Source organism: Leptolyngbya sp. AS-A5 (assembly GCF_039962495.1).
GTDB lineage: Bacteria > Cyanobacteriota > Cyanobacteriia > Leptolyngbyales > Leptolyngbyaceae > Leptolyngbya.
The window spans coordinates 322102-348337 of record NZ_JAMPLL010000003.1 but is presented as its reverse complement, the minus strand read 5'-3'; the positions used below and the strand labels follow the sequence as shown (position 1 = coordinate 348337).

Sequence of the window (26236 nt, the reverse complement as noted above, 5' to 3'; positions counted from 1 at the left end):
TACACCCTAAATTGAGCAATAAGACTACTTTGCTTGTTAAGCAAGATGCGTTGCGTAGACCTTTATGACAAACCTTGCCCCTCTGCATCAAACCGCGCATCTCGATCTGACCAAACTCTTTCAGCGAGGCGCGATCGCCAGTAGCGCGATCGTGTTTTGCATCGGTTTGAGTGTCCTTATGGGATGGCAACTGCACTTACCCTTACTGATGGGCAGCTTTGCCGATGACCTTGCCCCCATGAGCATCCAGAGCGCGATCGTGTTTATGATCGCAGCCCTGTCGCTGGGTTGCTTAAAATGGCGACATCGGCATCAAGCCACGCAACGGATTTCGCAAATATTGGCGATCGTCGTGATTGCTTTCGGGCTTTTGAGCTTAATCACAACTATCTCAGGCTGGCAGCTTGATCAACACTGGATAACGCCTTTGGTAGACTTCCAACTTGATAGCACCATTCGTCCAACGGCAATGAGCACCGGACTGAACTTTGTCTTCATTGGCAGTGCGCTATTGTCTTCGAGTCGAACCGATCGCACCTGGCAGCGTGTCGCTCAAGTGCTCACGTTGGCTGTCGCACTCATCGCAGTCAATGCACTCCTCAACAATGTGCATCCGATCGGCTTGCCCTCGCTGTATCCCGTCCCAAAAATGGCACTGGCAACCGCACTCACGTTTCTGATTCTGGGTGCAGGAATTCAGGCGCTGCATCTCGATGAAGCCGTGATGCGAGTGATCCAAATCAGCGAGGGATCGAGCGAAGGCATGGTGTGTCAACTGTTGCAAGCCGCGATCGCGCTTGCAATTCTCGAAGCGTTTGTCACACTCTGGGGACAACCCCAAACTCCAGAAGATACAATTTTCAATTTGTCGTTTCTGACGCTAAAAACGGCTGTCATCTTTACCTTGCTGATCGGCTGGAGTATTTCGCTTTTAACTCGCATTCAGCAAGATTATCAGCAAGCGGAAGCGGTCGTCGAAGACCGGGAAGTCTGGCTAGAAATGGCGCAGGAGGCGGCTCATTTAGGGTGCTGGGATTGGAATGTGCACCAGAATCTGCTGCAATGGTGCGATCAGCAAAGAAAACTCTTTGGTATTGCTGCGGAAGCGTTTAGTGGAACGCGTGAGACCTTCTTATTGCGGGTTCACCCAGATGATCGATCGCGAGTGCAGCACCATCTAAATCAAACGATCGAGGCGCAACAGAACTATTACGATGAGTTTCGGATTGTTTGGGCGGATCAGAGTGTGCATTGGATCGCCTCGAAAGGACGGTGTTTCTATAACGAAACCGGACAAGCCATTCGCATGAGTGGAGTCAGCTTTGAGATTACAGAATATCGCCAGATGCAGGAGGAGCGCGATCGATTACTCCAGCTTGAACAAGCCGCCCGCACCAAAGCTGAAGCCGCCAACCGTACCAAAGACGAATTCTTGACCATTTTGTCGCACGAGATCCGGACTCCGCTTAACTCTGTACTGGGCTGGATTCGCTTGTTTCAATCTCGATCGCTCAATCCTGAGATGGTGGCACGTGGCATGGATGCGCTCGAACGTAACGCAGAAGCACAAGCGCAAATCTTGGAGGATATGCTAGACATGGCGCGGGTCGTGCAAGGCAGACTCCAGTTGCAAATGTCACCAACCGATGTCAGCACTGTAATTACAGCCGTTATTGATACCATTCGTCCGGCGGCTCAAGCGAAACGCATTCATATTCACACCCAGCTTGATCCGACGGTCGATCGACTCGTCTGCGATCCCAATCGACTGCGCCAGATACTGTGGAATTTAATGTGCAACGCGGTGAAGTTTACACCGCCTGAAGGCAAGATAGAAGTGACCTTGATGCGAGTGGATCAGTTCATTCACATTCAGATTAGCGACAGTGGAAGAGGAATTGATCCAAGCTTTTTGCCGTATGTCTTCGATCGCTTTCGTCAAGAGGACAGTACGCTGACTCGAAGTTACGGCGGATTGGGGCTAGGGTTAGCATTAGTGCGCTATCTGGCTGAGCTACATGGAGGAACGGTTGAAGCAACAAGCCCAGGCATCAATCAGGGTGCGACCTTTACGCTGAAGTTGCCCTGCGGTTAGAGCAACATCGAAGCCACAGCTAATCTGATTAATACCGGGGCTTTCTCTTGAACTGTCGATGCTTTGCCAGCGCCTTGCGCTTCCGTTTCTCGATCGGTGTTTCAAAAAAGCGATGTTTTCTCATATCTGGAAAAATGCCCGCTTTAGAAACTTCGCGCTTGAATCGACGCAGGGTTGACTCAATTCCTTCATTCTCACCCGGAATAACTTGGGTCATCTAATGTCCTCGCGAATATTGTATAAATGCCGATAAAAAAGGCTACTCACGATTAAGTAGCCTCTTACCAGTCTTAACTTTGAGCACTCAGAGCGCTACTCACGCACAGCACAAGCACACTCTTTAAACTGGTTCAGCTCCAGGGTTTAGTAACGCCGAGAGAAACCGCCGCCTCTACCGCCTGAATCACCTCTTTCTTCACGAGGTTTAGCTTTATTGACCTTGAGATCGCGACCCATCCACTCAGCTCCGTCAAGAGCTTCGATCGCTGCCGCTTCCTCGTCATCGCTTGACATTTCGACAAAGCCGAATCCGCGTAAGCGTCCCGTTTCTCGATCGGTGGGGAGTTGAATTCGCTTGACTGTTCCGAACTCAGCAAAAATTTGTGCAAGATTGTCTTGCACGACTTCGTAGGACAGATTACCCACGTAAATTGACATAAAACATTGCTCCAAAATGGATGTAGAGAGATTTAGATTCGGAGCAACACTTAACGTAATGGAAAGGAATTACACAGCCGAAGAAAGTCTCTTGAATCTACAACATAGCACAATCTTGAGCAGCGATCGCAATAACTTGGGCATATCTCGAAAAGTTTGATTAAGCGTAACAAAAGGGAAATCAGTACAGTTCGTACTTCATCAACTGACACGGCAGCGCTCCGTTATACACCGGGAATCTTTGCGCCGATCTTAGTCCGATCGATTGAGAGAGTTCCTTATTTCCACTCAATACAAATGCTGTCCACCCTTTGAATTGCTGCTTCAGCACATCGCCTAAACGCTTGTAAAAGGCGCTCAAGTCACTATCTCGTCCCAGTCTTTCTCCATACGGGGGATTGCAGAATAACACTCCACTGTTTGCGGGAGCAGCAACTTCCGATAAGTCGAGTGTCGCGAAATAAACGTGATTTGAGACTCCACAGTGAGTTGCGTTGACGATCGCTTGCTCGATCACTGCGGGGTCACGATCGCTCCCCCAAATCGGTGCAGGAAGGTGCTCTCGCTGACTCGCTTCTGCGACTTGAATCAAGTCCTCTAATAAGGTCAAATCTGCATCCAACCAAGTTTCAAACCCAAACCGCTCCCGAAATAATCCCGGGGCAACATTTAATGCCTTTAAACTGGCTTCTAAGGGTAATGTCCCCGACCCGCAGAGGGGATCATAAAAAACCTGCTCCGGTTGCCAACCAGAGAGTTGAATTAGCGCTGCTGCCAATGATTCCTTGAGCGGTGCGGAGCCGACGGCTGGACGATAGCCTCGACGGTGTAAGCTCTCACCCGAGCTATCGAGGCTTACGGTGCAGTGATTTTGATCAAGATGCACATTAATCTGAAGATCCGGGGCTTGAAGTTCAACATTAGAGCGATCGCCCAATCTGTCTTGCTGCTGATCTACGATCGCGTTCTTAACTTGAAGGGCTGTGAAATGCGTGTGATTAAGCTGTTGAGTTTTACCCGTGGCATTCACGGCTAAGGTCATATCCGGAGTGAGATACAGCGACCAGTCGATCGATTGCACACCCTGATAGAGATCTTCTGCATCCTGGCAGGGAAATTCATGCAGCTTCATCAGGATGCGAAACGGTAGTCGCGCCCAAAGATTGACGCGATACAAGAGCGCCAAATCCCCTGTGAATGCGACTCCGCAAAATCCTGGCTCGATCGCGATCGCACCTAATTGCTCTAATTCTTGTGCTGCAAGCGTTTCTAGTCCTCGCGCGACAGTCGCAAAATACTGATTCATGAGTGAATGCAATCTAGAACCTGATTCAAGCTTAGCTGTAATTCGGGAAAGACTTTTGATGTGATCGCTTGCTCTCCCCGAAATTGCCTCACTTCGTACTCTCCAGCTTCATTCAATTGATACACCGAGAACGTTGGCTGTTTGGGTGAACCGATATATCGCTTTCCTCCAAGCCCTAAACAGTCACAGATCCAATACTCCTCAATTCCTAAAGCTTCGTAGTCCTCTAGCTTCAGAGCATAATCATCGCTCCAATTTGTACTGGTCACTTCAACAATTAGAACTGCCGATTCGCTACGGGTGATTGTTGATTCCTTTGCCCAACGAGGATCAGCCTGAATAGTCGATCGATTCAACACAATCACATCCGGTTCATATCCAGAGTTTTCCACTTTGACAACACACTCTCTGGGAATAAAGTAAGGTTGTTGCAGTCGTTCAATCTCCATGCCTAATTTGAGCGCGATATATCCGCTCACTTCTGAATGCTTACCGATCTGTTTGGGCATTTGAATAATTTCTCCATTGTGGAGTTCATAGCGATATTCAGAGTGTTCGGGATACCAAGCAATGAACTCATCAAACGTAATTTGTTTGGGAAGAGATTGAACCATCTAGATCACCTCACTGTGACTGTAATTGCGCGTCTAGTGCTTTGGCAATTCGATCGCGCGCCTCCTCTAAGTGTGCTTTGGTGTAGACTTCCTTCTCACTGACTCGACCGAGCGCACGATCGATAGACCGTCGAAGTTGTCTCAGTTCATACCGCGCAACCGTCCGAGCATCTTCGGGAACTGGCGCTTGTCGCAACAACATCGAAATCATTGCCTCCATGTATTGTCGTTGTAGGGCACGACGCAAGCCAGAGAGCTTGAGATTATCCTGTGGCTTAATCACATCGCCCCAAATGCTCGACTGGAGACTATCAAACAACTCAGGAATTGTTAATCCCTGTCCAGCTTGGGTTTTAAGCTCAGAATCTCGCAGACGAGCTAAGCGATCGTAATCCAACAGGGAATAGAGCGTGATGCTTTGCAGAAATAGAATGTTGTCGTGAATTGGATAGTCCAGATTGGGAGTCGGATTTGCGCCCCAATGTGCCCAACGCGACGGAGCTAGTTTGTTGAGGAAGTCTGGTGAGAAGCGGAAGGGTTCTTCGCTAAACACATACTTTTCGATCAAGGCTAAAGCTTGGCGTTGTTGATCGATCGGCACTGGCTCAAACGGCAATCTTCCTTTGGCATCCCCCGCCTTAAATCGATTAAAATACTGTCCTCCAATGTACTCGCTCAAGAAAGTCGAATACTGGAAGTAGTATTCAAACACCGCATTAAAAGCCACTCTGACTTCATTAAAGCCATCGCCCTCGAATGGATAGCGCTGATCAACGCGATTCCACATCTGGCGAGCATTGTTCAATTGCCACTGAGCGTAAGTCAGTAGATCACCGCTCATGTCGAACACATTGATTTTAGGGTCGAGATAAGTCAGGTCTTCATCCGTCGCGTAGGTCAGTTCGGGAGCAGGAGCGCGTTGAGCAATTTTATCTAACTCACGCTTTTCCGCGAGTGGAATAATTGCAGTGATCGGTTTGTATCCGTATTCGATCGCCCATTCGTCGTAGGGGCCAACTGTATGAGTGAAATAATCACCTTGCTTGGTTCCTTGGGGTGCAAGATTGACTGGAGCATATTCCATCACTGATCCAACCAAGCCCTTAGATCGAGTAATCGCAGTATTGTTTAGTTCTTCAGGTTTGAGCATTGAACTCGCGCGGAAGTTGTGCCGTAAACCGAGCGTATGTCCAACTTCATGAGCAATTAAGCTCCGCATAAATTCTTGAGCAAACGCTTTCATTTCGGGACTGCTTGGCAAAGTATTTTGCATCAGTGCCAGCGAAAGATTTCCAACTGCGTATTGTTTAGCCGTATCTACACCAAAGCAAAGGTCTTGGTAGTTGCCTAAGTGAGAACCAAATCGGAGCCGCGCTGTGTTTTTCTTTTCGTCAGCTTTGGCTTGTTTACGAAGCGAATGGGCTGCCATACCATAGTTACAAAGGTTGGCATTACCTGTGAGCTGTGCGGCAAAGGGAGCTGATCGCATCTGATTTTGTTCAACGATCGTGCGATAGTCCTCTTTCACCGCTCTGGTAAAGTCAGCAGAAACAATGATGTCTGCATCGAGAATTTCGCCTGTAAGTGGATTAACGCGAGAAGGCCCCATTGCAAAGATGGCATCGTTGGTATTGAACCAGCGAATGGTGTTGTATCGGACATCTGCCGGATCCCAATCCGCTTTATCTGGCATTTGTTTGACCTCGATCGCATCTTTGAAGCCAATTTTTTCAAAGGTACGATTCCACATCAAAACGCCATCTCGAACTGCATCACGGTACTCTAGCGGGACACTGTTTTCAATCCAGAAAACGATCGGCTTTTTGGGTTTAGAGAGCGGTGCAGAAGGGTCTTGTTTTTGTAAGTTCCAGCGATTGATGTAGCGAACAAACGGTCGTCTAGCGTTGTCGTTGGTGTAGTCTTTGTAAGCGGTGATGAAATAGCCAATGCGATCGTCTGCAAGTCTTGGACGGTAATCACTGTTCTCAGGCAGTTGAGACAAGCTATAGCGCACCTTTAGGGTAAATGCCCGACTATCTGGCAGGGTTTCGATATAGGTGGGAAGGCTTTCATCGTTGCCGCTACCGATAAAGCCAAACACTGTCTCAACTTCAATATTTTGTGGGAAAGCTTTTACTCTATCAAAGTACGAATTTTCTATATCTGGGCTGTAGTCGCCGCCCAGTGATTTTCCAAGAACGGGTAACAATCCCGGTAAGTCTGATAACAATAAGGGATTGAGTTCGACAAGAAAGCTCTTGCGCTCTGAATGAATACTACGGATTGGCAAAGTTTCTAGAATCGAATCACTGAACGATCGCTGGATCGATCGCTGAATCGGTAATCCCTGTTCTGAGCGGAAATAGATATTCGGGACAACAAATTGAATGGAGTCTTTGTTCCGTCGGAGTGTGAAGAGAAAGTCTCCGATCGGTAAACCACTATAGATTCCACGCTCCCCGACCCCGGATTCCAGCGTCATTGCCGCAAAGAAATTACGCTCTAGCTGATTCGGCATAATTTCTGCAAACAGTTTGCCGCTCTTTTCGTTGCGATATAGCGTAAAAAGTCCTTTGAGCGGTGTGGCATCTTTGATCACTTCATCGAAGGGGCGAAGTTGCGATCGATCCACTTCAGTTCTAGATCTTTGGGCTGATCGGGGGGATTCAGCGACTCCAGGTAACACCCAGCTGATGCTCACAGGCAACATCACCAGCATAAACCCCAATAGGAAAGCCAGGAATCGCGATACTCGTTTCATTCTATTGTTCTACTCAGTGAGATTGCGGGTAATCGGTACTATGAAGGCAGTGGATCGATACTAGCTTGCAGACAGAAGAGTGAATAAAATTTCAGACATTCTTAATTTGTGGGTCAAGTGTACACGCATTGTCTGAAGTTAGCGTGACATTTTGATTTCAAGCGCGATCGTAAACCAGCAGAATTGCCCAAATTGCCATTGCTCTAAGATAATGACTGGCGCGAAATGTTCCTGCTGCTGTGATCGCTTCGGGTGTCCTAAATTGCAGTCCGTGATTGTAGATTTGTTGTACCACTGATTCAGTAAGTGTCCAAGCTTGTGTTTTCATTTCCATTTGCATCAAAAACGCTGCCAATCCAAAGTTGATGCCTGTCCAAACTTCAAGAGGATGGGTTGCGTTTGGATTTTCGGGAGATCCATTGGGGCGAACTCCATTGGCTGCACCGATTTTAACGCCCATCTTTTCACTGAACTTCACAAAGCAAGCGTCATAAACGGTTTGCAGTGCGGATCGAGCGCAGTCGATCGGAACAATATCCGGTAAGTTCAACAACTTTGCATAGAACTGTCCACAGAGTTGATCCGCCATCACCACATCTGAGCCGCTACCACTATCTAAGCGGTAGTAAGTTCCATTCCAGAGCGTGTCTTGATAAACCTTGCGTGATTGTGTGAGCCAAGATTGATACAGTTCCACAGGTCGATCGAGAATATTTCCAATGGCGATCGCGCTTTCTAATGCTGCAATCCACAATCCACCACAATAAGCACTAACACCTTGTAATCGCCAGTCATCAAAGGTTTGATCCGGTGCGCCTGAGTTTTCAGGAATGCCATCCTCGTCGAGATCAAACTGTTTGAGATACTGCAAGGTTTCAACGATCGCATCCCAACATTCTTCTAGAAATTCCGTGTCAGTTGCGCCCGTTAATAGATAATCCCGATAAACCTGCAACACAAAATCTGAGCCAAGATCTTTCCATAAGTTGCAGTCTTGGTAAGCGGTATAGTTCGTTTTCTCCCAAACGTGCTCATTTGGTGCGCCTAAATCATGTGGCGTTGCACCTTTGACTTTGCGAAGTGCCATCGGGCTTTCGGCTCCGATCGTATAGTAGTAACCAATCACACGAGTTCGATCGTCTTGCTGCGGAATAGCGCGGGCAAACGATCGCATCACTGCTTTTTCTAACTCTGCCCACAGCATCAACAATCCAAACGAACCATACAATCGCACATCTAAGCTTTCATACCAGCGATAATCAATGCACTCTAGCACTGCAAATTGTCCGACTGGATCGCGCTCATCGGCTGCGCTCCACAATGTTCCGCCTTGAGTTAAATCGTAGAGTTCGTTAAAAAGTGCCATCTTGAACCAATCGGGTAGATCAGTGCGATCAAGAATCGGTTGTTGCCAAGCTTGAATCTTTTCTTGCCATGATCGATGATGCTTCAATGCCGTTCGAGCAATTGACCAAGCGTTCTGCCCACTGCGACCGAAAAAATCTGTGTAACGCCGAAAATACTCAACACCTTCAGCAAACTCTGTAATTGGAAGATCCCAGCTCAGAACAAAGGGAATTTGCAGCGTTTGACCGGGTTTTAAGGTAAATCGAACGGCGATCGCGCTACCAATTCGCTCACCCGTTGAAGGCGTTTCATCGTCTCGATCACTCAATGATCCATCCCGCGAAAAGCTCTCCCACAGTTCAGAACCATCTTCAGGATTCCATCGCGTGTGATAAAACACTTCCCACAAATAAGGATTGATCGATGTTGCGATCGCCCATTGTCCGTCGCCTTCTTTCGGTTGATCAACATTGCGAGACATGACGATCGCTAATTGATGTTCATTTCCCGTAAGTTGATTAAAGTTTCCAGCACTCTCGCCCAATCGTGGCTGATATTCATACACTGGACTTCCATCGTCTCTAAGACGAATTTCCGGCGATTTGAGCGCATTCGTAAACCAGCCGACCATATTCTCCCAGGTCAGCATAATGCTCAACGTAATCGGCTGATTTGTAGGATTGTGTGCTGCCCATTGAAACACAGCAACCGGATAGCTCGTTTCTTGATAGTTATTCGCAACGATCGGCGAGAATTGCTCGCAAGTTAACTGCGCTTGAAACACATTCTCATACTTAAACCAGCTACGCGGATACAGTGCTGCATAAGTTCCAGATTGTTCGGGATACGATCGCCAACTCTCCAAGGTCCGATCGGTCGTGAGTGCATAAGCTTGCGATTGTTCACCGATTTGCTCAAACACACTAAACTGACAAGCAGGCATCGAGTCAAACAAATGCTCTCCGCCATCAATGTGCCAGAGATTAAAATCGCCCCTTGACGATCGCCCAATACAACCCGCTCCAAATCCCCCCAACGGCGCACCATGCCAAGCCCCATCGTCTAAATTGCTTGGATAGCGCACGGTGTAGGGCTTTTCCCAACCCTGCCCGATCGAGCGCTGCCAAGCACAAGCGGGAATTCGAACGGAATTAGATTGAGTCATCGTTAAGTTTGGCGAGCGGCAATGCCCAATATACTACGATCGAACAACGTCGCCCGCCGAATCCTATGACCGAAATTCCTACCTTAGCCGATTTAGCCTTCATTCCCTACGTTGATGAGAATGGTCAACTGCCCGAACAATTTCAAGGGAAAGTCGGCATTTATGCCATTTTTGATCAATCTCAAACGCTAAAATTTATTGGCTTTTCGCGGGATGTTTTTCTCAGCTTAAGACAGCATCTAGTTCGATGCCTTTCTGAGTGCTACTGGATCAAAGTGCAGACCTTTGATCGACCCAACCGCACACTTCTCGAAACAATTCGCACGGCTTGGATTGAAGAGAATCATTTATCGATCGACAACGAAGCCAAATGGACAGAACCAATTCAGGTCAAATCCTTGATGACTGATGAAGAGCGATCAACCTACGAAAGCGCTCTCGATGAATTCACACAGGGAAAAGCGCTAAAGAACGTTGCTCGCCGCATCGAAGCTGGGATTATGGCTCAACTGAAAGCGCGAAATGTTCAAACAGAAATCCGATTCAATCCAAAGCTTAAGGAAGAAGGATTACTCGACCTGAAATAGCAGGAAAGATCTGGGTCTGCGTAAAGACGCGATTAGAAGCCTCGATAACCAAATGTGTTCGCGTCTTTACCCGCAGTCACCTCTCCTACTTCCGCTCCGGATGAGCAGAAATCTCTGGCGGTGGATTCCCCAGCATATTAATCGCTGCAATCAGTTGATACAGCTTGCCTAAATCCCGCTGATTAAAGTTCATCATCAGACGCGGTAAAGCATAAGTCTCATCTTTAGCCTCTTGCGGGAGCGGCTTCGTTTTCTCGATCCGACCTGTGACCAAAATCTCTTTGAAGCGATCGTTCAACTCATCCACCGCCGCATCACTCAGTTCCGTCTTCAATCGCAGCACTAGCTGGCTGCCAACGTAACGACTGGAGTGATACACCTGATAGAAATTAGAGATCGCCGCACAAGCCACATCAATATCATCGGTAATCGTGAACAGGCTCGGATCGTCCGGGCTAATCAAGCCACGCTTCAGCAACTGCTTATCAATGTACTCCGTCCAATCGTCCCAATAGTTGCCGCCCGGCTTATCCACCAGCACCAGTGGCACCGGAGCCGATTTCCCGGTCTGCGTCAGCGTCAAACATTCAAACGCTTCATCTTGAGTCCCAAACCCACCCGGAAACAGCGCTAACGCATCGCTTTCCTTTAGAAAGAACACTTTGCGCGTGAAAAAATACTTAAACGGAATCAGCTTTGGATCGCCTTGAATAAATTGATTTGCACCTTGCTCAAACGGCAACTGAATATTTAAGCCAAACGATTTTTCTGCTCCTGCGCCCTCATTGCCCGCTTCCATAATGCCACCGCCCGCACCCGTGATCACCATGTATCCCTGCTGCGTCACACATTGAGCAAACTCTTTTGCAAGCTGATACTCCTCAGTATTCGGCTTAATTCGAGCAGAACCAAAAATCGCAATCTTCCGCACATGCCGATACGGATAGAACACAGTAAACGCCCGCTCCATATCTTGCAGCGACGCATTCAAAATCTTCCAGTCCAGCCGATCGATCTCATCACCCGACATTCGCGCAATCAGGTTCAGCGCTTGGGCAATTAACGCCCCGTGCTGCATATTCGGGAGATGATCGAGTAGGTCGTTAAGCGTCGATCGCAACGGCTCGACATTTAACATCGATGGAGACGGTTGGGACGGGTCAACAGGCATGAGCGATTCCTCACAAGGGCATTCTATTTTAACGAGATTGGGCAGAATGCGATGCCCTCATCACTACTGAAAACGCCCCAGAATTTTACTCCGGAGCGTTCTCAGCACTGTGACAAATGAGTTTAGCAAATGAGACGAATCCAGGGACGTAACCTTAAAGAAGATGCTTGTCAAGTGTGCTTGCAAGCGTCGTTTTCGGGACAGCACCGACGACCATATCCACCCGCTGACCGCCCTTGAAAATCATCAGCGTGGGAATGCTGCGAATTCCAAATCTGCTAGCAACTTGAGGATTTTCATCCGTGTTGAGTTTGACCACTTTGACTTTGCCTTCGTATTGCTCTGCAATCTCATCGACTACAGGTGCAACCATTCGACAGGGACCACACCAGGGTGCCCAGAAGTCTACCAGGACTGGGACCTCACTCTGAATCACTTCCTGGTCAAAAGAAGAATCGGTAACTTGTGCGGTTGCTGACATTCCTGAAAATCCTTGCCTTTGTTTCATTTGACGAAATTCTAACATAGCAAAAACGACAGGACGTATTCTCAGCCCAGACATAATTAGATACAAATCGGTGGCTCGTTCGGTTGAGAAATCTCTAAAACTTGAGAAATCTCTAGGAAAAATGGGGGAGTAGGAAGTTAGGAAAAACTGAAATGATTAGCTCTGCTTCCACTCCTCATTTCCCTACTTCTCGCTTTAAAAACAAGGAACCGCCTAAACCGAAGTCCAGGCGGAGTGTGGTGTGAGGAGTGAACGGAAACTTGCGTCTCCGCTTCCTCTATTCTAGACGACGGATTTGGATTTACCCGCCAATATTGCAAGTCGTGGCAAAACTCTTAGGCTTTTAATAAAAACTTTATTCTGCGGTCACGACTTCGTGTGCCAAGGGTATCGCGGCTTGTGAATTTAGAGGCTGCGATCGCGCCTTCGCGCTTATTTGCCCATTCCAAGCTGCTGGGCTTTCTGGTACACTTTGCCTTCGGTTAATAGGGATGGAGCAATCACGACATCGACCTGCTGCATCTCCTTAATATTCTTCGCGCCTAGCGTTCCCATACTGGTTTGCAGCGCTCCTAAAAGGTTGTGCGTTCCATCATCTAATTGAGCGGGACCGCGCAAGATTTGTTCCAGAGTTCCGGTCGTGCCCACGCGAATCCGGGTTCCTCTGGGAAGGACGGGGCTAGGCGTTGCCATTCCCCAGTGGAATCCGCGTCCCGGTGCTTCTTTGGCACGGGCAAACGGCGATCCAATCATCACCGCATCAGCACCACAAGCAATACATTTACAGATGTCGCCGCCTGTGATCAGCCCACCGTCAGCAATCACAGGAACATACCGCCCCGTTTCGCGCTTGAAATCGTCGCGAGCGGCAGCACAATCTGCAACGGCGGTCGCTTGAGGCACTCCGACACCCAAGACTCCACGAGATGTACAAGCGGCACCCGGCCCAATTCCAACGAGAATAGCGGCAGCTCCCGCTTTCATTAGATTCATCGTGACTTCGTAAGTGACGCAGTTTCCGAGAATTACGGGAATTGGCATTTCTTCGCAGAACTTCGCTAGATCCAAAGGAGCGATCGATTCCGGCGACAAGTGCGCGGTCGAAACCACGGTTGCCTGAATGAAGAACAAATCTGCTCCCGCTTTTGCGGCAATCTGTCCGAATCTGTCGGCACCCGCAGGAGTCGCACTCACCGCAGCGATTCCACCTTGGGATTTAATTTCTTGAATTCGCTTTTCGATTAATTCGGGCTTAATCGGTTGCGAATAAAGTTCTTGCATCAACGGCACAAATTCCGTTGTCCCAACTGAAGCGATGCGATCGAGAATCGGATTGGGGTCATCGTAGCGAGTTTGAATGCCTTCCAAGTTCAGAACGCCAAGTGCGCCTAACTGTGAAAGTTTGACCGCCATCTCGACATCGACGACTCCATCCATTGCCGACGCGATGATCGGAATTTCGCGATCGATGCCGCCGATCGTCCAGCCCGTCTCTGCCAGTTTCGGATCGAGTGTCCGCGCTCCAGGAGAAAGCGCAATTTCATCGAATCCATATGCTCTTCGAGCCGTTTTGCCCCTGCCGATTTGAATGTCCACGCCAATGTTCCCCAAGCACTAATTGGATAAGAGTATCAAATTTCAATCCTAGTTGTGTGAGAAAAACAAGGGACGATCGCCGTTCAATCTGCTGAACGTTCATGAATTGCAAAATCTTTAAACCGCCCGCCGAGACTTATAATTTTGAGAGATTGGATTTGTCTTGCCATGTTAGAAGAGGTTCAAGAAAACTGACGCGATCACGTCGAACGTTTAGAAGCCAACCTCGATCAATTCATTGATTTCGTGGCTCAAAACCAACGCGCTCAAGCGGTTCAACTTCAAATCCATTAAGAACAGCTTGCCGCTCATCAAGAGCGAATTAACAGGATTAGAGAATTGGCGCGACGGCTTGATGTTTGCTCGTTTCGATCAGGTGCAATTTGAGATTCATGGACTTCGACTTGAGACCCAACGAATGCTAGATGCTGATCTGAATCAAGAGCCACCGGACGAAGATACTGGTAATTAGATTGAATTTGAAAACTTGACCCATTCTTCCTATGTTTGAAACCGCACAGTTAATTGAAAAAACTCAATGGTTAGGCATTGCGACGATCGCGTTTGCCGTTCTGACGATCGTTGCGTTTCTGTTCAAATGGGGAATTCGCTTCCGACTCGTCGGCGTGACCGGATTTACCGCCGTTCTAACCGGAGGGGTGTTTGCGCTCAGTTTGGGACTGTACAACCGTCCCAGTATTCCTGGAAATGTTCATTACTCGCGGGTGTTTGATGCCGGAGCGGCTCAGGTCGTCATCGCTGTGCCTCCAACCATTACCGAATCTCAACTCGAAGCGACCCTCAAACAAGCTGCGATCGATATCTTCTCCTACGGTCGTCTTGGACAAGGATCAAATCAAATGACCATTCGGGCGCGAACCATTTTGCATCCCCAAAAGGGGATATCCCAACCTTTATATTTGGGTGAAATTCAGCGATCGCTCTCGATGCGCGAGGATGAAAACGCTACGATTAAGCTGTATCGCGAGAACTTGGCGCAGTTACCGCAGCCAACCGCATAAAGTTTGTTTCTCATTCCAAATATGTCTACTCAATCAAATTCCGTGGTTTCGTTGATGATTGCTCCTGCCCAAGTGGTACGCGGGTCAGGAGCGATCGAGCAAGTCGGAGATTGCATCGCTCGCTTGGGAACTCGTCCGCTCTTAGTTGGTGGAGAACGATCGCTTGATGTGGTTAAATCTCGACTGAAATCAGTGTTTAAGTCGCACTCGCTTCAGCCTGCAAAAGCGTCTTACGGCAACGACTGTAGCGAGATTACGCTGGCAAATTTGAAAAAGGCAGTTGCAGACCATCAAGCCGATTTGATCATCGGAGTCGGAGGCGGTAAAGCGCTCGATACGGCAAAGCTCCTAGCCTACCAGTGCCATTTGCCGATCGTCACGATCCCCACCTCAGCCGCCACTTGCGCCGCTTGGACAGCGTTATCGAACGTATATTCTGAACAGCACGCTTTTCTGTACGATGTCGGATTGCCGCGCTGTCCGGAGCTGCTGGTGTTGGATTACGATTTGGTTGCAACCGCGCCCCAGAGAACATTAGTTGCTGGCATCGGAGATGCGATCGCAAAATGGTACGAAGCCTCAGTCAGTAGCGGTCACTCTGACAAAACCTTACTGATTGCCGCCGTTCAACAAGCGCGAGTTTTGCGCGATATCCTATTTCAGAAATCCGAAGCCGCTTTGCAGAATCCTTTAGGAGCAGAGTGGCAGGAAGTCGTGGATGCTTCAGTGCTGATGGCGGGTGTAATTGGTGGAATTGGTGGAGCGCAATGTCGAACCGTTGCGGCTCACGCGGTTCACAACGGATTAACTCACCTGCTCGAAAGTCATCACGCTTTACACGGCGAAAAAGTTGCGTTCGGAATTTTGGTGCAGCTTAGACTTGAAGAAATGGTTCAAGGCAATCAGCTTGCCGCGACCTCCCGCCAACAGTTACTGAAGTTCTATGACCAAATTGGCTTGCCGAAGACGTTGGCTGATTTGGGACTGGGGAATGTGACGATCGCACAGCTTCAACGGGCGGCGGAGATTGCTTGTAATGACACTTCAGACATTCATCGCTTACCGTTCCCGGTTGTTCCGAGTCAGCTGATGGCAGCAATGGTATCAACCACAGCACCGACAATATCGGCCCGCACTGACCTGAGTGATTTATCTATGGTTGGATCTGCGGTAGAATAGCCAACTCAGTCATTATTCGTCGATCGCTTCACACTCATGAATTTGCCCTGGATTTCTCCTGCCAATCGCTTAACAAAGCTGCCTCAATATGTGTTTGCGCGTCTGGATGAGCTAAAAGCCAACGCCAGAGCGCAAGGAGTTGATCTAATCGATTTGGGTATGGGAAATCCAGACGGGGCGACTCCAAGCCCGATCGTGGAGGCGGCGAGCAATGCCATTAAAGATTCTAGAAATCACGGATATCCACCTTTTGAGGGCACAGCCAGCTTTCGCAAAGCCATTACCGATTGGTACCGACGGCGCTATGGAGTTGATCTCAATCCTGATGGTGAAGCCCTACCGCTATTGGGATCAAAAGAAGGACTGACGCATTTAGCCTTGGCATATCTCGATCCGGGTGATGTTGTTTTGGTTCCGAGTCCTTCCTATCCGCCCCATTTTCGAGGGCCTTTAATTGCGGGTGCAACGTTGTATCCACTAATGTTGAAAGCTGAGCAAAATTGGCTTATTGACCTCAGCGCCATTCCCGAAGAAGTGGCTCAGAAAGCGAAGATTTTGTATTTCAACTATCCGAGCAATCCCACAACTGCAACCGCTCCACGCGAGTTCTTTGAAGAAATTGTTGCCTTTGCGCGTCGGTATGAAATTTTGCTGGTACATGATCAAGCCTATGCAGAATTAGCGTTTGACGGATATCAGCCCACAAGTTTATTAGAAATTCCAGGCGCGAAAGAGATCGGAGTTGAGTTTCATACGCTGTCAAAAACGTACAACATGGCAGGCTGGCGCGTGGGGTTTGTTGTAGGAAATCGCCACGTGATTCAAGGATTGCGGACGCTGAAAACGAACCTTGATTACGGCATTTTTTCCGCCATTCAGAGCGCAGCAGAAACCGCTTTGAACTTGCCCGATCGCTACCTTATCGAAGTGCAGGAGCGCTATCGAACTCGCCGCGATTTCTTAATTAATGGACTTTCTGAATTAGGCTGGTCGATTCCGAAGCCCAACGCCACGATGTATCTTTGGGTTCCTTGTCCGCCGGGAATGGGTTCAACTGATTTTGCGCTGACCGTTCTGCAGAAAACGGGGGTTGTTGTCACTCCTGGAAATGCGTTTGGCGCAGGGGGGGAAGGCTATGTGCGAATTAGCTTAATTGCAGAGTGCGATCGCTTAGGTGAGGCCCTAAACCGATTAAAGCAAGCCAACATCCGTTTCGCTTAAAACAACTCAAACTTTCTCAGCAAAATCGCGATTGCAAGCTATTATATTGCGGCAGATTAATGCTGAGGAAATGACGATGAGCCGCCATCTACTGTCGATCGAGCCATTTGATATGAATGGGTTTCGCTTTCCGGGGTATATGGTGAGCAGCACTGCTCCGATCAATGTTGAAGATAAAGACGAAACGACTATCGATCGAGAGCCCAGCGAGGTTTTGAAGGAGATTGCGGATTACCTACAGCAGCATGAAGATGCTGAAATTTTGATTGCAATTCACGGTTATAACTCCAGCAAATCAGGAGCAAGATGGTGGTACGAAGAAATCCGCAGATACGTTAATCAAAACTTCGCAAACCATGTTTCACCAGGCTTGATGGTCATTGGTTATCGATGGTCTTCAGAAAACGTATTTCCGAATGAATCGGGTCAGAAATCTTCGAGCATTCTTAAGGTTTTGCAAGGAACGATTAAGGCATTCAAAGCTTTACCAAAACCCCTAGCGATCGCAGGTATTTTTGGAGTATTACTTGCGGTGATTGGCGGCATTTTTAATCTTGTCATTGCGCTATTCAATCTTGTCGATAGTCTTACTATTCTGATTGCTTCCTCTTTGGCACTAACACTCTCTTTATCGATTGTTGTGGTTATTTTGACAATCTTTATTCTGAGAATCTCAGGATATTTTCGAGATACTTATCGTGCAGCAAATTTCGGTGTCTCAGATTTAGTTGAGTTTATTCGGCAGCTAGATAATCAATTAGTAGGGCAATCGACAAATCGGCAAAAACGAGTCCGTCTTAGTTTCATTGGGCACAGTATGGGTGCTTTTGTAGTGACAAATACGGTGCGAATTTTGTCAGATGTATTCGATCGAGATTCGATCGGAAATCTACACATCAAAAATCAGAAAAAGCTTCCTTCTTCAGATATTGGTAATGCCTTCAGATTGAGCCGGTTAGTATTAGTTGCACCCGATATTTCTGCTGAAACGATCATCTCAGGACGAGGGAATCCGTTAAAGTCTTCGTTGCGTCGTTTTGATGAAGCTTATCTCTTCAGCAACGAAGGCGATATGGTGCTGAAAATTGCTTCAACTGCGGCAAATTACTTCAGTTTTCCAACAAGCACACGAGATGGAGGATATCGCTTAGGAAATGTGATTGTGAGAAGTCCGGGAAAATTTGGACTTGAGAAAAGCGGCATCGTGAATCTAGATAATTCTGGGCAATTGATTCCGTTATGTGGAATTGAATTTTTAGAGCGTTTGTATCTACGAGAAGGCATGCCACTGTCGAAGCGGCAAGAACAAATTGACTTGGAGAGCGATCGTTTTATTGCAGAATTATTTACTTATTTCGATTGCACAAACTATCAAGAAAACGGTAGAGGAATTGTTAGTCAAGCGCTTGGTAAATCCTTCCTAAATTTCAAAGATTATGTTGCTTTGATTCTCTCTGGAGCAGACGGACACGGTGGATTTTTATTTGCTAAAGATGCGAATTTTAGTCGTCGCTTAATTTACGGATTGAGCAGTATTGGACTTGAAAAGTTGCTCATGACGATTGATGCAAATCAGGGAGATCGCCAGGTTTTACTCAAGCTTTTTTCTCAACAATGCGGCGAAAAAGGCATTCAAGTTTTGCTTGCGAATGAGCGGTACGATCGTCTCGGTTTAGCTAGTGGAAAGCTGAGCGATCGAAAAGCATTCTAGTTCAGCCCTTATCTTCGGAGAACTCCTGCTTCGAGGTAGTCTTTAATTTTTAAGGACAATGCGATCGAATAGGCTCACATTAGCGATCGTTTTGACGATCGGAATTCTTTCAGTTTCAACGGCTGCAATTCTGATTCGACTTGCGACAACCGTTTCAGGTGTTTCAGACGTTGGGTTTAGTCTTGTTTTAGCAGCATCCCGCTTGTCGATCGCAGCGCTGGTTTTGGTTCCAACTTGGCGGTCTTTTCAGACCGCTTCACCAAGTGCGACCAAATTCGCGATCGGTGCAGGGATTTCGCTGGCGGTGCATTTTGCGACCTGGATTTCGTCGCTGTCTTATACGTCGATCGCAGCTTCGACAACGCTTGTAACAACGAATCCACTCTGGGTTGCTCTGCTTAGTTGGGCTTGGTTTCGAGAAAAGCCAACCCGTGCAACGTTTTGGGGAATTGGAATTGCCATGATTGGGGGCATCTTAATTGGATTTGATCAAACCAGTCGAGACGGTTCAAATCCACTGCTGGGAAATGGATTAGCGATCGTCGGCGCATGGGCAGCAAGTTTATATCTGTTATTAGGACGAGAAGCACAACGGCAAGGATTAAACGTAAAAAGTTACGTCACGATCGCCTATGGCGTTGCGGCGATCGTACTGTTTCCCTTGCCGTTCCTATTCGGCTCATCTTACATTGGCTATCCCGTTCTTACTTATGTTTACATTGCGTTGATGGCAGTGTTTCCACAACTGATTGGACATACCAGTTTCAATTGGTCAATGCGACATCTACCGCCAGCGATCGTGACGCTGATTATTTTGCTAGAGCCAGTTGGATCGACGATTTTTGCGATCGCACTATTTCAAGAAATTCCTGGAACGCAAGTGATTGCAGGAGCTTTGGTCTTATTAATCGGAGTCGCGATCGCAATTTTAGGAAATTCTGCAAAAGTATCCTGATTTACCCGAATCTCTGAGTAAAGGGGAATGGTAGATGCACCCTGATAATTACCCCTGGCTTCGGTCGGGGGTTTTTTGTTCCAGCGCTTCGATTGCCGCTTCGAGCGCGATCGCTACATGCGTCCAATGCGTTCCACCTTGGCAAAACACAACATAAGGTTCACGTAAAGGGCCATCGGCAGAAAATTCCGAAGTGCTGCCATCGATAAATGTCCCACCTGCCATCACCAACTCACTCTCATAGCCAGGCATTCCCGACGGAACCGGATCTAGATAAGAGCCGATCGGTGAATTCTGCTGAATCGATCGGCAAAACGCAATAATCTTTTCCGGCGAACCTAGCTTAATCGCTTGAATCACATCGCGCCTCGGAGCCATCGGAGCCGGATTTACCGGATAGCCCAACTTGTCAAACACATAAGCGGTCAGATGATTGCCTTTCATCGCTTCACCCACCATTTGAGGCGCAAGAAACAAGCCCTGAAATAACAAGCGATTTTGATCAAACGTCGCACCGCCGGAACTACCAATTCCCGGAGCAGTTAACCGACAAGCTGCCATTTCCACCAAATCGGATCGACCTGCAACGTATCCGCCCGTCGTGACGATCGTCCCCCCCATATTTTTAATCAAAGACCCCGCAATCAAGTCTGCTCCAACCGCCGTGGGTTCTCGATCTTCCACAAACTCTCCATAGCAGTTATCCACAAAGCAAACCGTATTCGGATTTTGTTCCTTGACGATGGCAACGATCTTCTCAATTTCGACGATCGACAAACTCGGTCGCCACGAATAGCCACACGATCGCTGAATCGAAACTAATTTTGTATTCGGTCGAATCGCCGTCCGGAGCGCGTGCCAGTCGATTAACCCGTCCGGTGTGAGTTCCAATTGCCGATACGAAACGCTAAGATCTTTGAGAGAGCCTTGCTGATGTCCCCGCAAGCCAATCACTTCTTCTAAGGTGTCGTAGGGCGCACCTGCAACGCAGAGCATTTCATCACCCGGACGTAGCACTCCGTAAAGCGCCGAGGCGATCGCATGAGTTCCAGACACAAACTGCACCCGAACGATCGCAGCCTCAGCCTGAACGATCTCCGCAAAGACACGATCGAGCACTTCTCGTCCTAGATCATCATGACCGTAGCCGGAGACACTGGCAAAATGATGAACTCCCACTCGATGATGGCGATAAGCAGCCAGCACCCTTTGTAAATTTTTCTTGACCTGAGAGTCAATACCAGAAAAAATTGCAGATAGCGCTTGTTCTGCTTCTTTTATCAAGATCGAGCCGTCCATCGTCTGCCTCGTTCATTAATATTTACAGTAGAGATTGCGCTAACCCGAATAACTCAGTCGGTTAGAGCGGGTTCTATTGTCGCGCAAATTAGTATCGTATTCCGTTTAGAGATTCTTTCATGACTATTGCAACTTCCGAAAAACTGAAAATAGACTATCCCACGCTAGGCTTCATGGTGGCGATTCACATCGGCGCACTGTTCGCCTTTTTGCCCGGAAACTTTAGCTGGAGCGCAGTCGGATTAGCAATCTTCCTTCACTGGCTGACCGGGGGCTTAGGAATTACCCTCGGCTGGCACCGTCTCATGAGTCACCGCAGCTTCCAAGTCCCAAAATGGCTCGAATACACCCTAGTTTTCTTTGGTTCATTGGCAATGCAGGGCGGGCCAATCTGGTGGATCGGGCTACATCGTCATCATCATCTTTATTCTGATCAGCCCAACGATCACCACGATTCGACTAAAGGCTTCTGGTGGAGCCATATGGAATGGATGCTGCGGGATGTTCCGGCTGAAAATGAAGTTCCTAAATTTACGAAAGATATTGCTGACGACAAGTTTTATCAGTTTTTAGAAAATTACTTTGCGCTGCTGCAAATTGCATTAGGCGTGTTACTATACGCGATTGGCGGTTGGTCGTTTGTGGTTTGGGGAATCTTTGTTCGCTTGGTGCTGGTTTACCACTGCACTTGGCTTGTCAACAGTGCAACCCATAAATTCGGCTACCGCACCTATGAATCCGGTGACAACTCCACGAACTGCTGGTGGGTAGCGCTTCTGGTTTATGGCGAAGGCTGGCACAATAATCACCATGCGTTTCAGTATTCCGCTCGTCACGGTCTGAAATGGTGGGAAATCGATATGACTTGGATGACGATTCGGCTACTGCAAGTTCTTGGTCTTGCAACCAAGGTGAAACTTGCAGAAGACAAAGCTTAGAGTCAGATTTCAATAAAAAATCCCGGACGATCGCGCTGTTTATCGTCCGGGATTTTTTATTAGAGAAGGGCTACTTCGCGCCCTCCGGAAACTTGGGAATTCGGCCCGAAAAGGTTAGCATGATGGGATTGTGGGTAGGAGCTTAGCGCATGAAATTACGGATCGGTGCAAGTCTTCAGAACGGAAAGTACCAACTCAATCAAGTTCTAGGGCGCGAGAGCTTAGGCGCAACTTATCTAGCAACGCAAACGCTCCTTCAGCAATCGGTCGTAATTAAAACGATCGACCCTAGCCTGCAAGTGATGCAAAGCTTCCCCCAACTCAAAACTCGATTCATCGAAGAAACTCGACTTCTCGCTCGTTCCCAGCACCCCAGTATTGTGCGAGTTCTCGACTTTTTCCAAGAAGATGGTCTACCGTTTCTGGTGATGGAATACATTCCGGGTCAGACTCTGCACGATCGCATTTCTACGTTTAATGCACCACATCTAACCGAAGCCGAAGCGATTCACTATCTGCGGCAAGTCGCCTCAGCGCTCAGCGTTGCTCATCGTAACGGACTGATTCACCGCAATATTCGACCCGAAACGATCGTGCGTCGTCAAGGCACTAATTTAGGCGTTCTCGTCGGCTTCGGGTTTGCTCACGACCTTGCACCCCCGGTTGATAAAAGCCCCTTTCTTCCTCCTGATGCTAATTGGAGCCAAGACAATCGATTCGCGATCGACCTCTACTCGCTGGCTGCAACTCTTTACTTTATCCTGACCGGACAATTCCCGAACGGCTCACCGTCGCTTGAACACCACTCTTGGAGTCCTGCAACCAAGCAAGCCATCTTTCGAGGACTAACCCGTGATCCCCAGTGGCAGCTTCAAACTGCGGATGAGTGGTTGCGCCTCCTTCCCAACACAACGCTCCCACTGATGGCAACGAACCCCACCAGCAATGGTGCGAACAGTGCAGCCAATAATATTGTTCAGAGTACTCCGACAACTGGCAATTCCACATCGTCTCAAAACGGTCGGGGACGCTCGATCGAGCCAGAAGTCACGCTGGCTTCATTCCCGGTACAGAACGGACGATCGGCGGCTCCTCCCACTAAAGCTCCTACCGCGCCACCCGCCCCAACCTTGACGGCACTTCCCACAACTGCCGTAGAAGCGACTCCGGCATCAGCAGTCCTCGTATCCCCGACCTCTCGCTTGCCAAAATCTTTAGTCCTAACGATGGTGACGGCTGGCGCGATCGGCGTAGGATTCGGATTAGCACTGCGAATTAGCGCGACCAAAGCACCTGGAACGGCTTTGCTACAGCCTGTACAGCCTTTTCCCGAAAAAGAATGGAAAGGCACCCTCAATCCAAATGACAAGGATGCCGCCGATCTTCCCCTTGAATCGAGCAGCACCAATTCTGACAAAACACTCTTAAAATCCGTTACCCCAGAAGTCGATCGCTCTATCTATACCCCCCCAAAAATAGAAACGCCGTCGCCTGAACCGATTCGCCCGCGCCGTCGTCCACTCACCGAGGAGATCGTACCCACCAATCCTGTGAAACCCAAGCCCTCAGTTGAACCGATCGAACCTGAGACCGGGCCAACCGAGCCTTTACCCGAAACGAGTACAACCCCCGAACCTGTAGTTCCGCCGGCAACCGCTCCGGCTCCCGTTGCGCCTGCACCTTTGAAACCCAGTTCTCGCGAAGTCACGCCGACTCCATCTACAACACCCTAACGGTCGATCGCGGAGATTCTCCCTCCGCCTGGGTTGTCCTCTCGACGGCTCACGCTATAATTCAGGCAGCGCTAGGAAAAATTTTATGAGTACTCCCTTAGTTCATGCTTTCTTTGTAGGTCGGGCAATCGCTGAAATTGCTTACGAGCGGCTTGAAGCAGGTCTTACCGATGCCTTGAGCGAGCTAGGAAAATTCGATGCCGAACAGCGAGAAAACCTGCGGCAGCTTGTCGATGAAGTGATGGCACGGGCAGAGCGTGAAGCCACGATCGCCACCCAAGCTCAAACGACGACCGCGATCGTTCCGTTAGACTTACAAACAAGCGGCGACCTGCAAGCGACGATCGACGATCTGCGGGCAGAAATCGCGGAATTGCGGTCTGAACTTCAGCGCTACCGGACGCGATCAACTCAGTAAGATTCGCGTTTGTAATAATAAAGTTGAGTTTAACATTCAGTGTTAGTTGAGAAATCGCGTGTCTGTTTCTTCCAATGACTCCAGCCCTTCGGCATTCTCGACGGAGCCAATCGAGTCTGAGCGCTCCGAAACCGTGACTGACCCCGACCTGCCTAGTGTTGAGAAGGTAACTTTCTTGCCTGAACCAGCCCCCCATGAGCCTGAGTTTGATGGAGCAGCCAAAAGCATCACGCGACGGCGCAAAGCTCCAGAAATTTTGCATTCCGATAAAGCGTATCGTTGGAACCGGGAGAAATACTCGCGGCAGCGCAGATTTATCGATATTTGGTCGTTCGTGCTGAAGTTGATGGGCGCACGCTGGCTGTACACGAAGCGCTGGAGCTACAAGGGCGGAATCAGCGACGCGAAAAAAGCGGCTCGACGCAAATCTCTTGCCATCTGGATCCGAGAAACCTTACTGGATTTAGGTCCGACCTTCATCAAAATTGGTCAGCTCTTCTCAACGCGGGCAGATCTGTTTGCGAGTGAGTTTGTCGAGGAACTGTCTAAACTGCAAGATCGTGTGCCTGCGTTCAGCTACGAACAGGTCGTTGCGATTATCGAACAGGATTTGGGCAAGTCGATCGAAGAACTCTATCGCAGCTTTGACCCGATTCCGCTTGCCGCTGCCAGCCTCGGTCAAGTACATCGCGCTCAACTGCACTCCGGCGAAGAAGTCGTTGTAAAAGTGCAGCGCCCTGCATTAAAGCAGTTGTTTGAAATCGACTTGCAAATCCTCAAGGGCATCACTCGCTATTTTCAGAATCATCCAGAGTGGGGCAAAGGACGCGATTGGATTGGCATTTACGAAGAATGCTGCAAAATCCTGTGGGAAGAAATCGACTACCTCAATGAAGGACGTAACGCCGATACATTTCGCCGAAATTTCCGGGGTCATGAGTGGGTTCATGTTCCGCGAGTCTACTGGCGCTATGCCTCTCCGCGTGTTCTGACCCTGGAATATATGCCCGGAATTAAGATCAGCCATTACGATGCGCTGGAGGCAGCAGGACTCGATCGCAAACTCCTCGCCCAACTGGGAGCCAGAGCCTACCTGCATCAACTTCTCGATGATGGCTTCTTTCATGCCGATCCGCATCCGGGAAATATTGCGGTGAGTCCCGATGGCGCACTAATTTTCTACGATTTCGGCATGATGGGACAAATCAAGCCCATTACTCGCGAACGATTGCTCGATACATTCTTTGGAGTTGCTCAAAAAGACGGCGATCGCGTGGTGAAGTCGCTGATCGATCTGGGTGCGCTGGCTCCGACTGATGATATCGGCCCGGTGCGGCGCTCGGTTCAGTTCATGCTGGATCACTTCATGGATAAACCGTTTGAGGAACAATCGGTCAACGCCATCAGCGACGATTTGTATGAAATTGCGTATGATCAACCCTTTCGATTTCCTGCAACGTTTACCTTCGTCATGCGGGCATTCTCAACCTTAGAAGGAGTCGGCAAAGGACTCGACCCGGAATTTAACTTTATGGAGGTTGCAAAACCATTTGCAATGCAGCTTATGAGCAATGGAAATTCCCCGGATGGTGGACTTTTGAACGAATTAAGTCGTCAAGCAGTACAAGTCAGTAGCACCGCATTCGGGCTACCGCGTCGAATTGAAGATACCCTCGACAAGCTAGAGCGCGGCGATTTGCGCGTCAGAGTTCGATCAACCGAAACCGATCGCATCTTGCGGCGCATCGGCGGCGTGAATATAGGGACAAACTACACACTATTAACTTGTGCGTTTACGATTTCCTCAACCATTTTATTGGTGAATCAACTTTATTGGGTTGCCGGAATTGTCGCGATCGCTGCGGTAGTTAGCGGAATCGCTCTGATTCGATTGATGATGAAGCTCGATCGGTTCGATCGAATGCCTTAAATGAATGGTGTGTTTGTGGGGCG

At 48.7% G+C, this 26236-nt stretch carries 22 protein-coding genes; 12 read left to right on the top strand and 10 right to left on the bottom strand.

Features of this window, described 5'->3' with window-relative positions:
* Positions 1-64: 64 nt before the first annotated feature.
* Positions 65-2095 (top strand): PAS domain-containing sensor histidine kinase, encoded by a 2031-nt coding sequence (locus NC980_RS06270; RefSeq protein ID WP_190377913.1) that lies wholly within the window; start codon positions 65-67, stop codon positions 2093-2095.
* 28 nt (positions 2096-2123) lie between these two features.
* On the opposite strand, the gene rpsU is transcribed toward NC980_RS06270, so the two are convergent.
* The 6 genes from rpsU to NC980_RS06240 all read right to left on the bottom strand — a co-directional run bounded on the left by rpsU (position 2124) and on the right by NC980_RS06240 (position 9945).
* The gene (rpsU, locus tag NC980_RS06265; protein ID WP_190377912.1) at positions 2124-2312 is read right to left on the bottom strand and encodes a 30S ribosomal protein S21; all 189 of its coding nucleotides are present in this window, start codon (positions 2310-2312) and stop codon (positions 2124-2126) included.
* A 146-nt stretch (positions 2313-2458) separates the two neighbouring features.
* The gene (locus NC980_RS06260; protein WP_190377911.1) at positions 2459-2752 is read right to left on the bottom strand and encodes an RNA-binding protein; all 294 of its coding nucleotides are present in this window, start codon (positions 2750-2752) and stop codon (positions 2459-2461) included.
* 181 nt (positions 2753-2933) lie between these two features.
* Positions 2934-4058: a THUMP domain-containing protein gene (locus tag NC980_RS06255; protein WP_190377910.1), complete on the bottom strand. Its 1125-nt coding sequence runs from the start codon at positions 4056-4058 to the stop codon at positions 2934-2936.
* Entirely contained in the window at positions 4055-4672 is a 618-nt protein-coding gene (locus NC980_RS06250; protein WP_190377909.1) for a Uma2 family endonuclease, read from the bottom strand. The genes NC980_RS06255 and NC980_RS06250 overlap by 4 nt, the downstream gene beginning before the upstream one ends.
* 10 nt (positions 4673-4682) lie before the next feature.
* Complete coding sequence (locus tag NC980_RS06245) at positions 4683-7433, bottom strand: zinc-dependent metalloprotease (protein WP_242027063.1); 2751 nt, start codon at positions 7431-7433, stop codon at positions 4683-4685.
* 157 nt (positions 7434-7590) lie between these two features.
* Positions 7591-9945: a GH116 family glycosyl hydrolase gene (locus NC980_RS06240; RefSeq protein WP_190377908.1), complete on the bottom strand. Its 2355-nt coding sequence runs from the start codon at positions 9943-9945 to the stop codon at positions 7591-7593.
* A gap of 65 nt (positions 9946-10010) precedes the next feature.
* Here NC980_RS06240 and NC980_RS06235 point away from each other — a divergent pair, with 65 nt between their 5' ends.
* The gene (locus NC980_RS06235) at positions 10011-10532 is read left to right on the top strand and encodes a GIY-YIG nuclease family protein (protein ID WP_190377907.1); all 522 of its coding nucleotides are present in this window, start codon (positions 10011-10013) and stop codon (positions 10530-10532) included.
* Positions 10533-10617: 85 nt separating this feature from the next.
* On the opposite strand, the gene NC980_RS06230 is transcribed toward NC980_RS06235, so the two are convergent.
* The 3 genes from NC980_RS06230 to NC980_RS06220 form a co-directional block, all read right to left on the bottom strand.
* A complete protein-coding gene (locus tag NC980_RS06230; protein WP_242027062.1) occupies positions 10618-11703 on the bottom strand; it encodes an LOG family protein in 1086 nt (361 codons plus the stop codon).
* A 154-nt stretch (positions 11704-11857) separates the two neighbouring features.
* Positions 11858-12229 (bottom strand): thioredoxin, encoded by a 372-nt coding sequence (gene trxA / locus NC980_RS06225; protein ID WP_277881460.1) that lies wholly within the window; start codon positions 12227-12229, stop codon positions 11858-11860.
* A 414-nt stretch (positions 12230-12643) separates the two neighbouring features.
* Complete coding sequence (locus NC980_RS06220; RefSeq protein ID WP_190377905.1) at positions 12644-13807, bottom strand: GuaB3 family IMP dehydrogenase-related protein; 1164 nt, start codon at positions 13805-13807, stop codon at positions 12644-12646.
* Between the two features lie 301 nt (positions 13808-14108).
* Between NC980_RS06220 and NC980_RS06215 the strand changes: the two genes are divergently transcribed.
* The 6 genes from NC980_RS06215 to NC980_RS06190 are packed head-to-tail and all read left to right on the top strand — an operon-like array spanning position 14109 to position 19895.
* Entirely contained in the window at positions 14109-14279 is a 171-nt protein-coding gene (locus tag NC980_RS06215; protein WP_190377904.1) for a hypothetical protein, read from the top strand.
* 31 nt (positions 14280-14310) lie between these two features.
* Positions 14311-14829, top strand: a complete 519-nt coding sequence (locus NC980_RS06210) for a Ycf51 family protein (RefSeq protein WP_190377903.1) — start codon at positions 14311-14313, stop codon at positions 14827-14829.
* Positions 14830-14850: 21 nt separating this feature from the next.
* A complete protein-coding gene (locus NC980_RS06205; RefSeq protein ID WP_190377902.1) occupies positions 14851-16008 on the top strand; it encodes an iron-containing alcohol dehydrogenase family protein in 1158 nt (385 codons plus the stop codon).
* A 36-nt stretch (positions 16009-16044) separates the two neighbouring features.
* Complete coding sequence (locus NC980_RS06200; RefSeq protein ID WP_190377901.1) at positions 16045-17229, top strand: aspartate aminotransferase; 1185 nt, start codon at positions 16045-16047, stop codon at positions 17227-17229.
* Positions 17230-17260: 31 nt separating this feature from the next.
* Positions 17261-18940 (top strand): alpha/beta hydrolase, encoded by a 1680-nt coding sequence (locus NC980_RS06195; protein WP_348253910.1) that lies wholly within the window; start codon positions 17261-17263, stop codon positions 18938-18940.
* A gap of 58 nt (positions 18941-18998) precedes the next feature.
* Positions 18999-19895 (top strand): DMT family transporter, encoded by an 897-nt coding sequence (locus tag NC980_RS06190; RefSeq protein ID WP_190377899.1) that lies wholly within the window; start codon positions 18999-19001, stop codon positions 19893-19895.
* Positions 19896-19943: 48 nt separating this feature from the next.
* Here NC980_RS06190 and NC980_RS06185 read toward each other — a convergent pair whose 3' ends face one another.
* Entirely contained in the window at positions 19944-21194 is a 1251-nt protein-coding gene (locus tag NC980_RS06185; RefSeq protein ID WP_190377898.1) for a methionine gamma-lyase family protein, read from the bottom strand.
* Positions 21195-21313: 119 nt separating this feature from the next.
* On the opposite strand from NC980_RS06185, the gene NC980_RS06180 reads away from it, so the two are divergent.
* The 4 genes from NC980_RS06180 to NC980_RS06165 all read left to right on the top strand — a co-directional run bounded on the left by NC980_RS06180 (position 21314) and on the right by NC980_RS06165 (position 26213).
* Positions 21314-22132: an acyl-CoA desaturase gene (locus NC980_RS06180; RefSeq protein ID WP_190377897.1), complete on the top strand. Its 819-nt coding sequence runs from the start codon at positions 21314-21316 to the stop codon at positions 22130-22132.
* Between the two features lie 149 nt (positions 22133-22281).
* On the top strand, positions 22282-23865 hold the full coding sequence (locus NC980_RS06175) for a serine/threonine-protein kinase (protein WP_190377896.1): 1584 nt from the start codon (positions 22282-22284) through the stop codon (positions 23863-23865).
* 85 nt (positions 23866-23950) lie between these two features.
* Entirely contained in the window at positions 23951-24283 is a 333-nt protein-coding gene (locus NC980_RS06170; RefSeq protein WP_190377895.1) for a DUF6825 family protein, read from the top strand.
* A 226-nt stretch (positions 24284-24509) separates the two neighbouring features.
* Positions 24510-26213, top strand: coding sequence for an AarF/ABC1/UbiB kinase family protein (locus tag NC980_RS06165; RefSeq protein ID WP_347272649.1), 1704 nt, complete (start codon positions 24510-24512; stop codon positions 26211-26213).
* Positions 26214-26236: the final 23 nt, after the last annotated feature.

What these genes read in the sequence shown, in the direction of transcription:
- NC980_RS06270 (WP_190377913.1), top strand. Translation starts at nt 65, where the DNA reads ATGACAAACCTTGCCCCTCTGCATCAAACCGCGCATCTCGATCTGACC.
- rpsU (WP_190377912.1), bottom strand. Translation starts at nt 2,312, where the DNA reads ATGACCCAAGTTATTCCGGGTGAGAATGAAGGAATTGAGTCAACCCTG.
- NC980_RS06260 (WP_190377911.1), bottom strand. Translation starts at nt 2,752, where the DNA reads ATGTCAATTTACGTGGGTAATCTGTCCTACGAAGTCGTGCAAGACAAT.
- NC980_RS06255 (WP_190377910.1), bottom strand. Translation starts at nt 4,058, where the DNA reads ATGAATCAGTATTTTGCGACTGTCGCGCGAGGACTAGAAACGCTTGCA.
- NC980_RS06250 (WP_190377909.1), bottom strand. Translation starts at nt 4,672, where the DNA reads ATGGTTCAATCTCTTCCCAAACAAATTACGTTTGATGAGTTCATTGCT.
- NC980_RS06245 (WP_242027063.1), bottom strand. Translation starts at nt 7,433, where the DNA reads ATGAAACGAGTATCGCGATTCCTGGCTTTCCTATTGGGGTTTATGCTG.
- NC980_RS06240 (WP_190377908.1), bottom strand. Translation starts at nt 9,945, where the DNA reads ATGACTCAATCTAATTCCGTTCGAATTCCCGCTTGTGCTTGGCAGCGC.
- NC980_RS06235 (WP_190377907.1), top strand. Translation starts at nt 10,011, where the DNA reads ATGACCGAAATTCCTACCTTAGCCGATTTAGCCTTCATTCCCTACGTT.
- NC980_RS06230 (WP_242027062.1), bottom strand. Translation starts at nt 11,703, where the DNA reads ATGCCTGTTGACCCGTCCCAACCGTCTCCATCGATGTTAAATGTCGAG.
- trxA (WP_277881460.1), bottom strand. Translation starts at nt 12,229, where the DNA reads ATGTTAGAATTTCGTCAAATGAAACAAAGGCAAGGATTTTCAGGAATG.
- NC980_RS06210 (WP_190377903.1), top strand. Translation starts at nt 14,311, where the DNA reads ATGTTTGAAACCGCACAGTTAATTGAAAAAACTCAATGGTTAGGCATT.
- NC980_RS06205 (WP_190377902.1), top strand. Translation starts at nt 14,851, where the DNA reads ATGTCTACTCAATCAAATTCCGTGGTTTCGTTGATGATTGCTCCTGCC.
- NC980_RS06200 (WP_190377901.1), top strand. Translation starts at nt 16,045, where the DNA reads ATGAATTTGCCCTGGATTTCTCCTGCCAATCGCTTAACAAAGCTGCCT.
- NC980_RS06190 (WP_190377899.1), top strand. Translation starts at nt 18,999, where the DNA reads ATGCGATCGAATAGGCTCACATTAGCGATCGTTTTGACGATCGGAATT.
- NC980_RS06185 (WP_190377898.1), bottom strand. Translation starts at nt 21,194, where the DNA reads ATGGACGGCTCGATCTTGATAAAAGAAGCAGAACAAGCGCTATCTGCA.
- NC980_RS06180 (WP_190377897.1), top strand. Translation starts at nt 21,314, where the DNA reads ATGACTATTGCAACTTCCGAAAAACTGAAAATAGACTATCCCACGCTA.
- NC980_RS06175 (WP_190377896.1), top strand. Translation starts at nt 22,282, where the DNA reads ATGAAATTACGGATCGGTGCAAGTCTTCAGAACGGAAAGTACCAACTC.
- NC980_RS06170 (WP_190377895.1), top strand. Translation starts at nt 23,951, where the DNA reads ATGAGTACTCCCTTAGTTCATGCTTTCTTTGTAGGTCGGGCAATCGCT.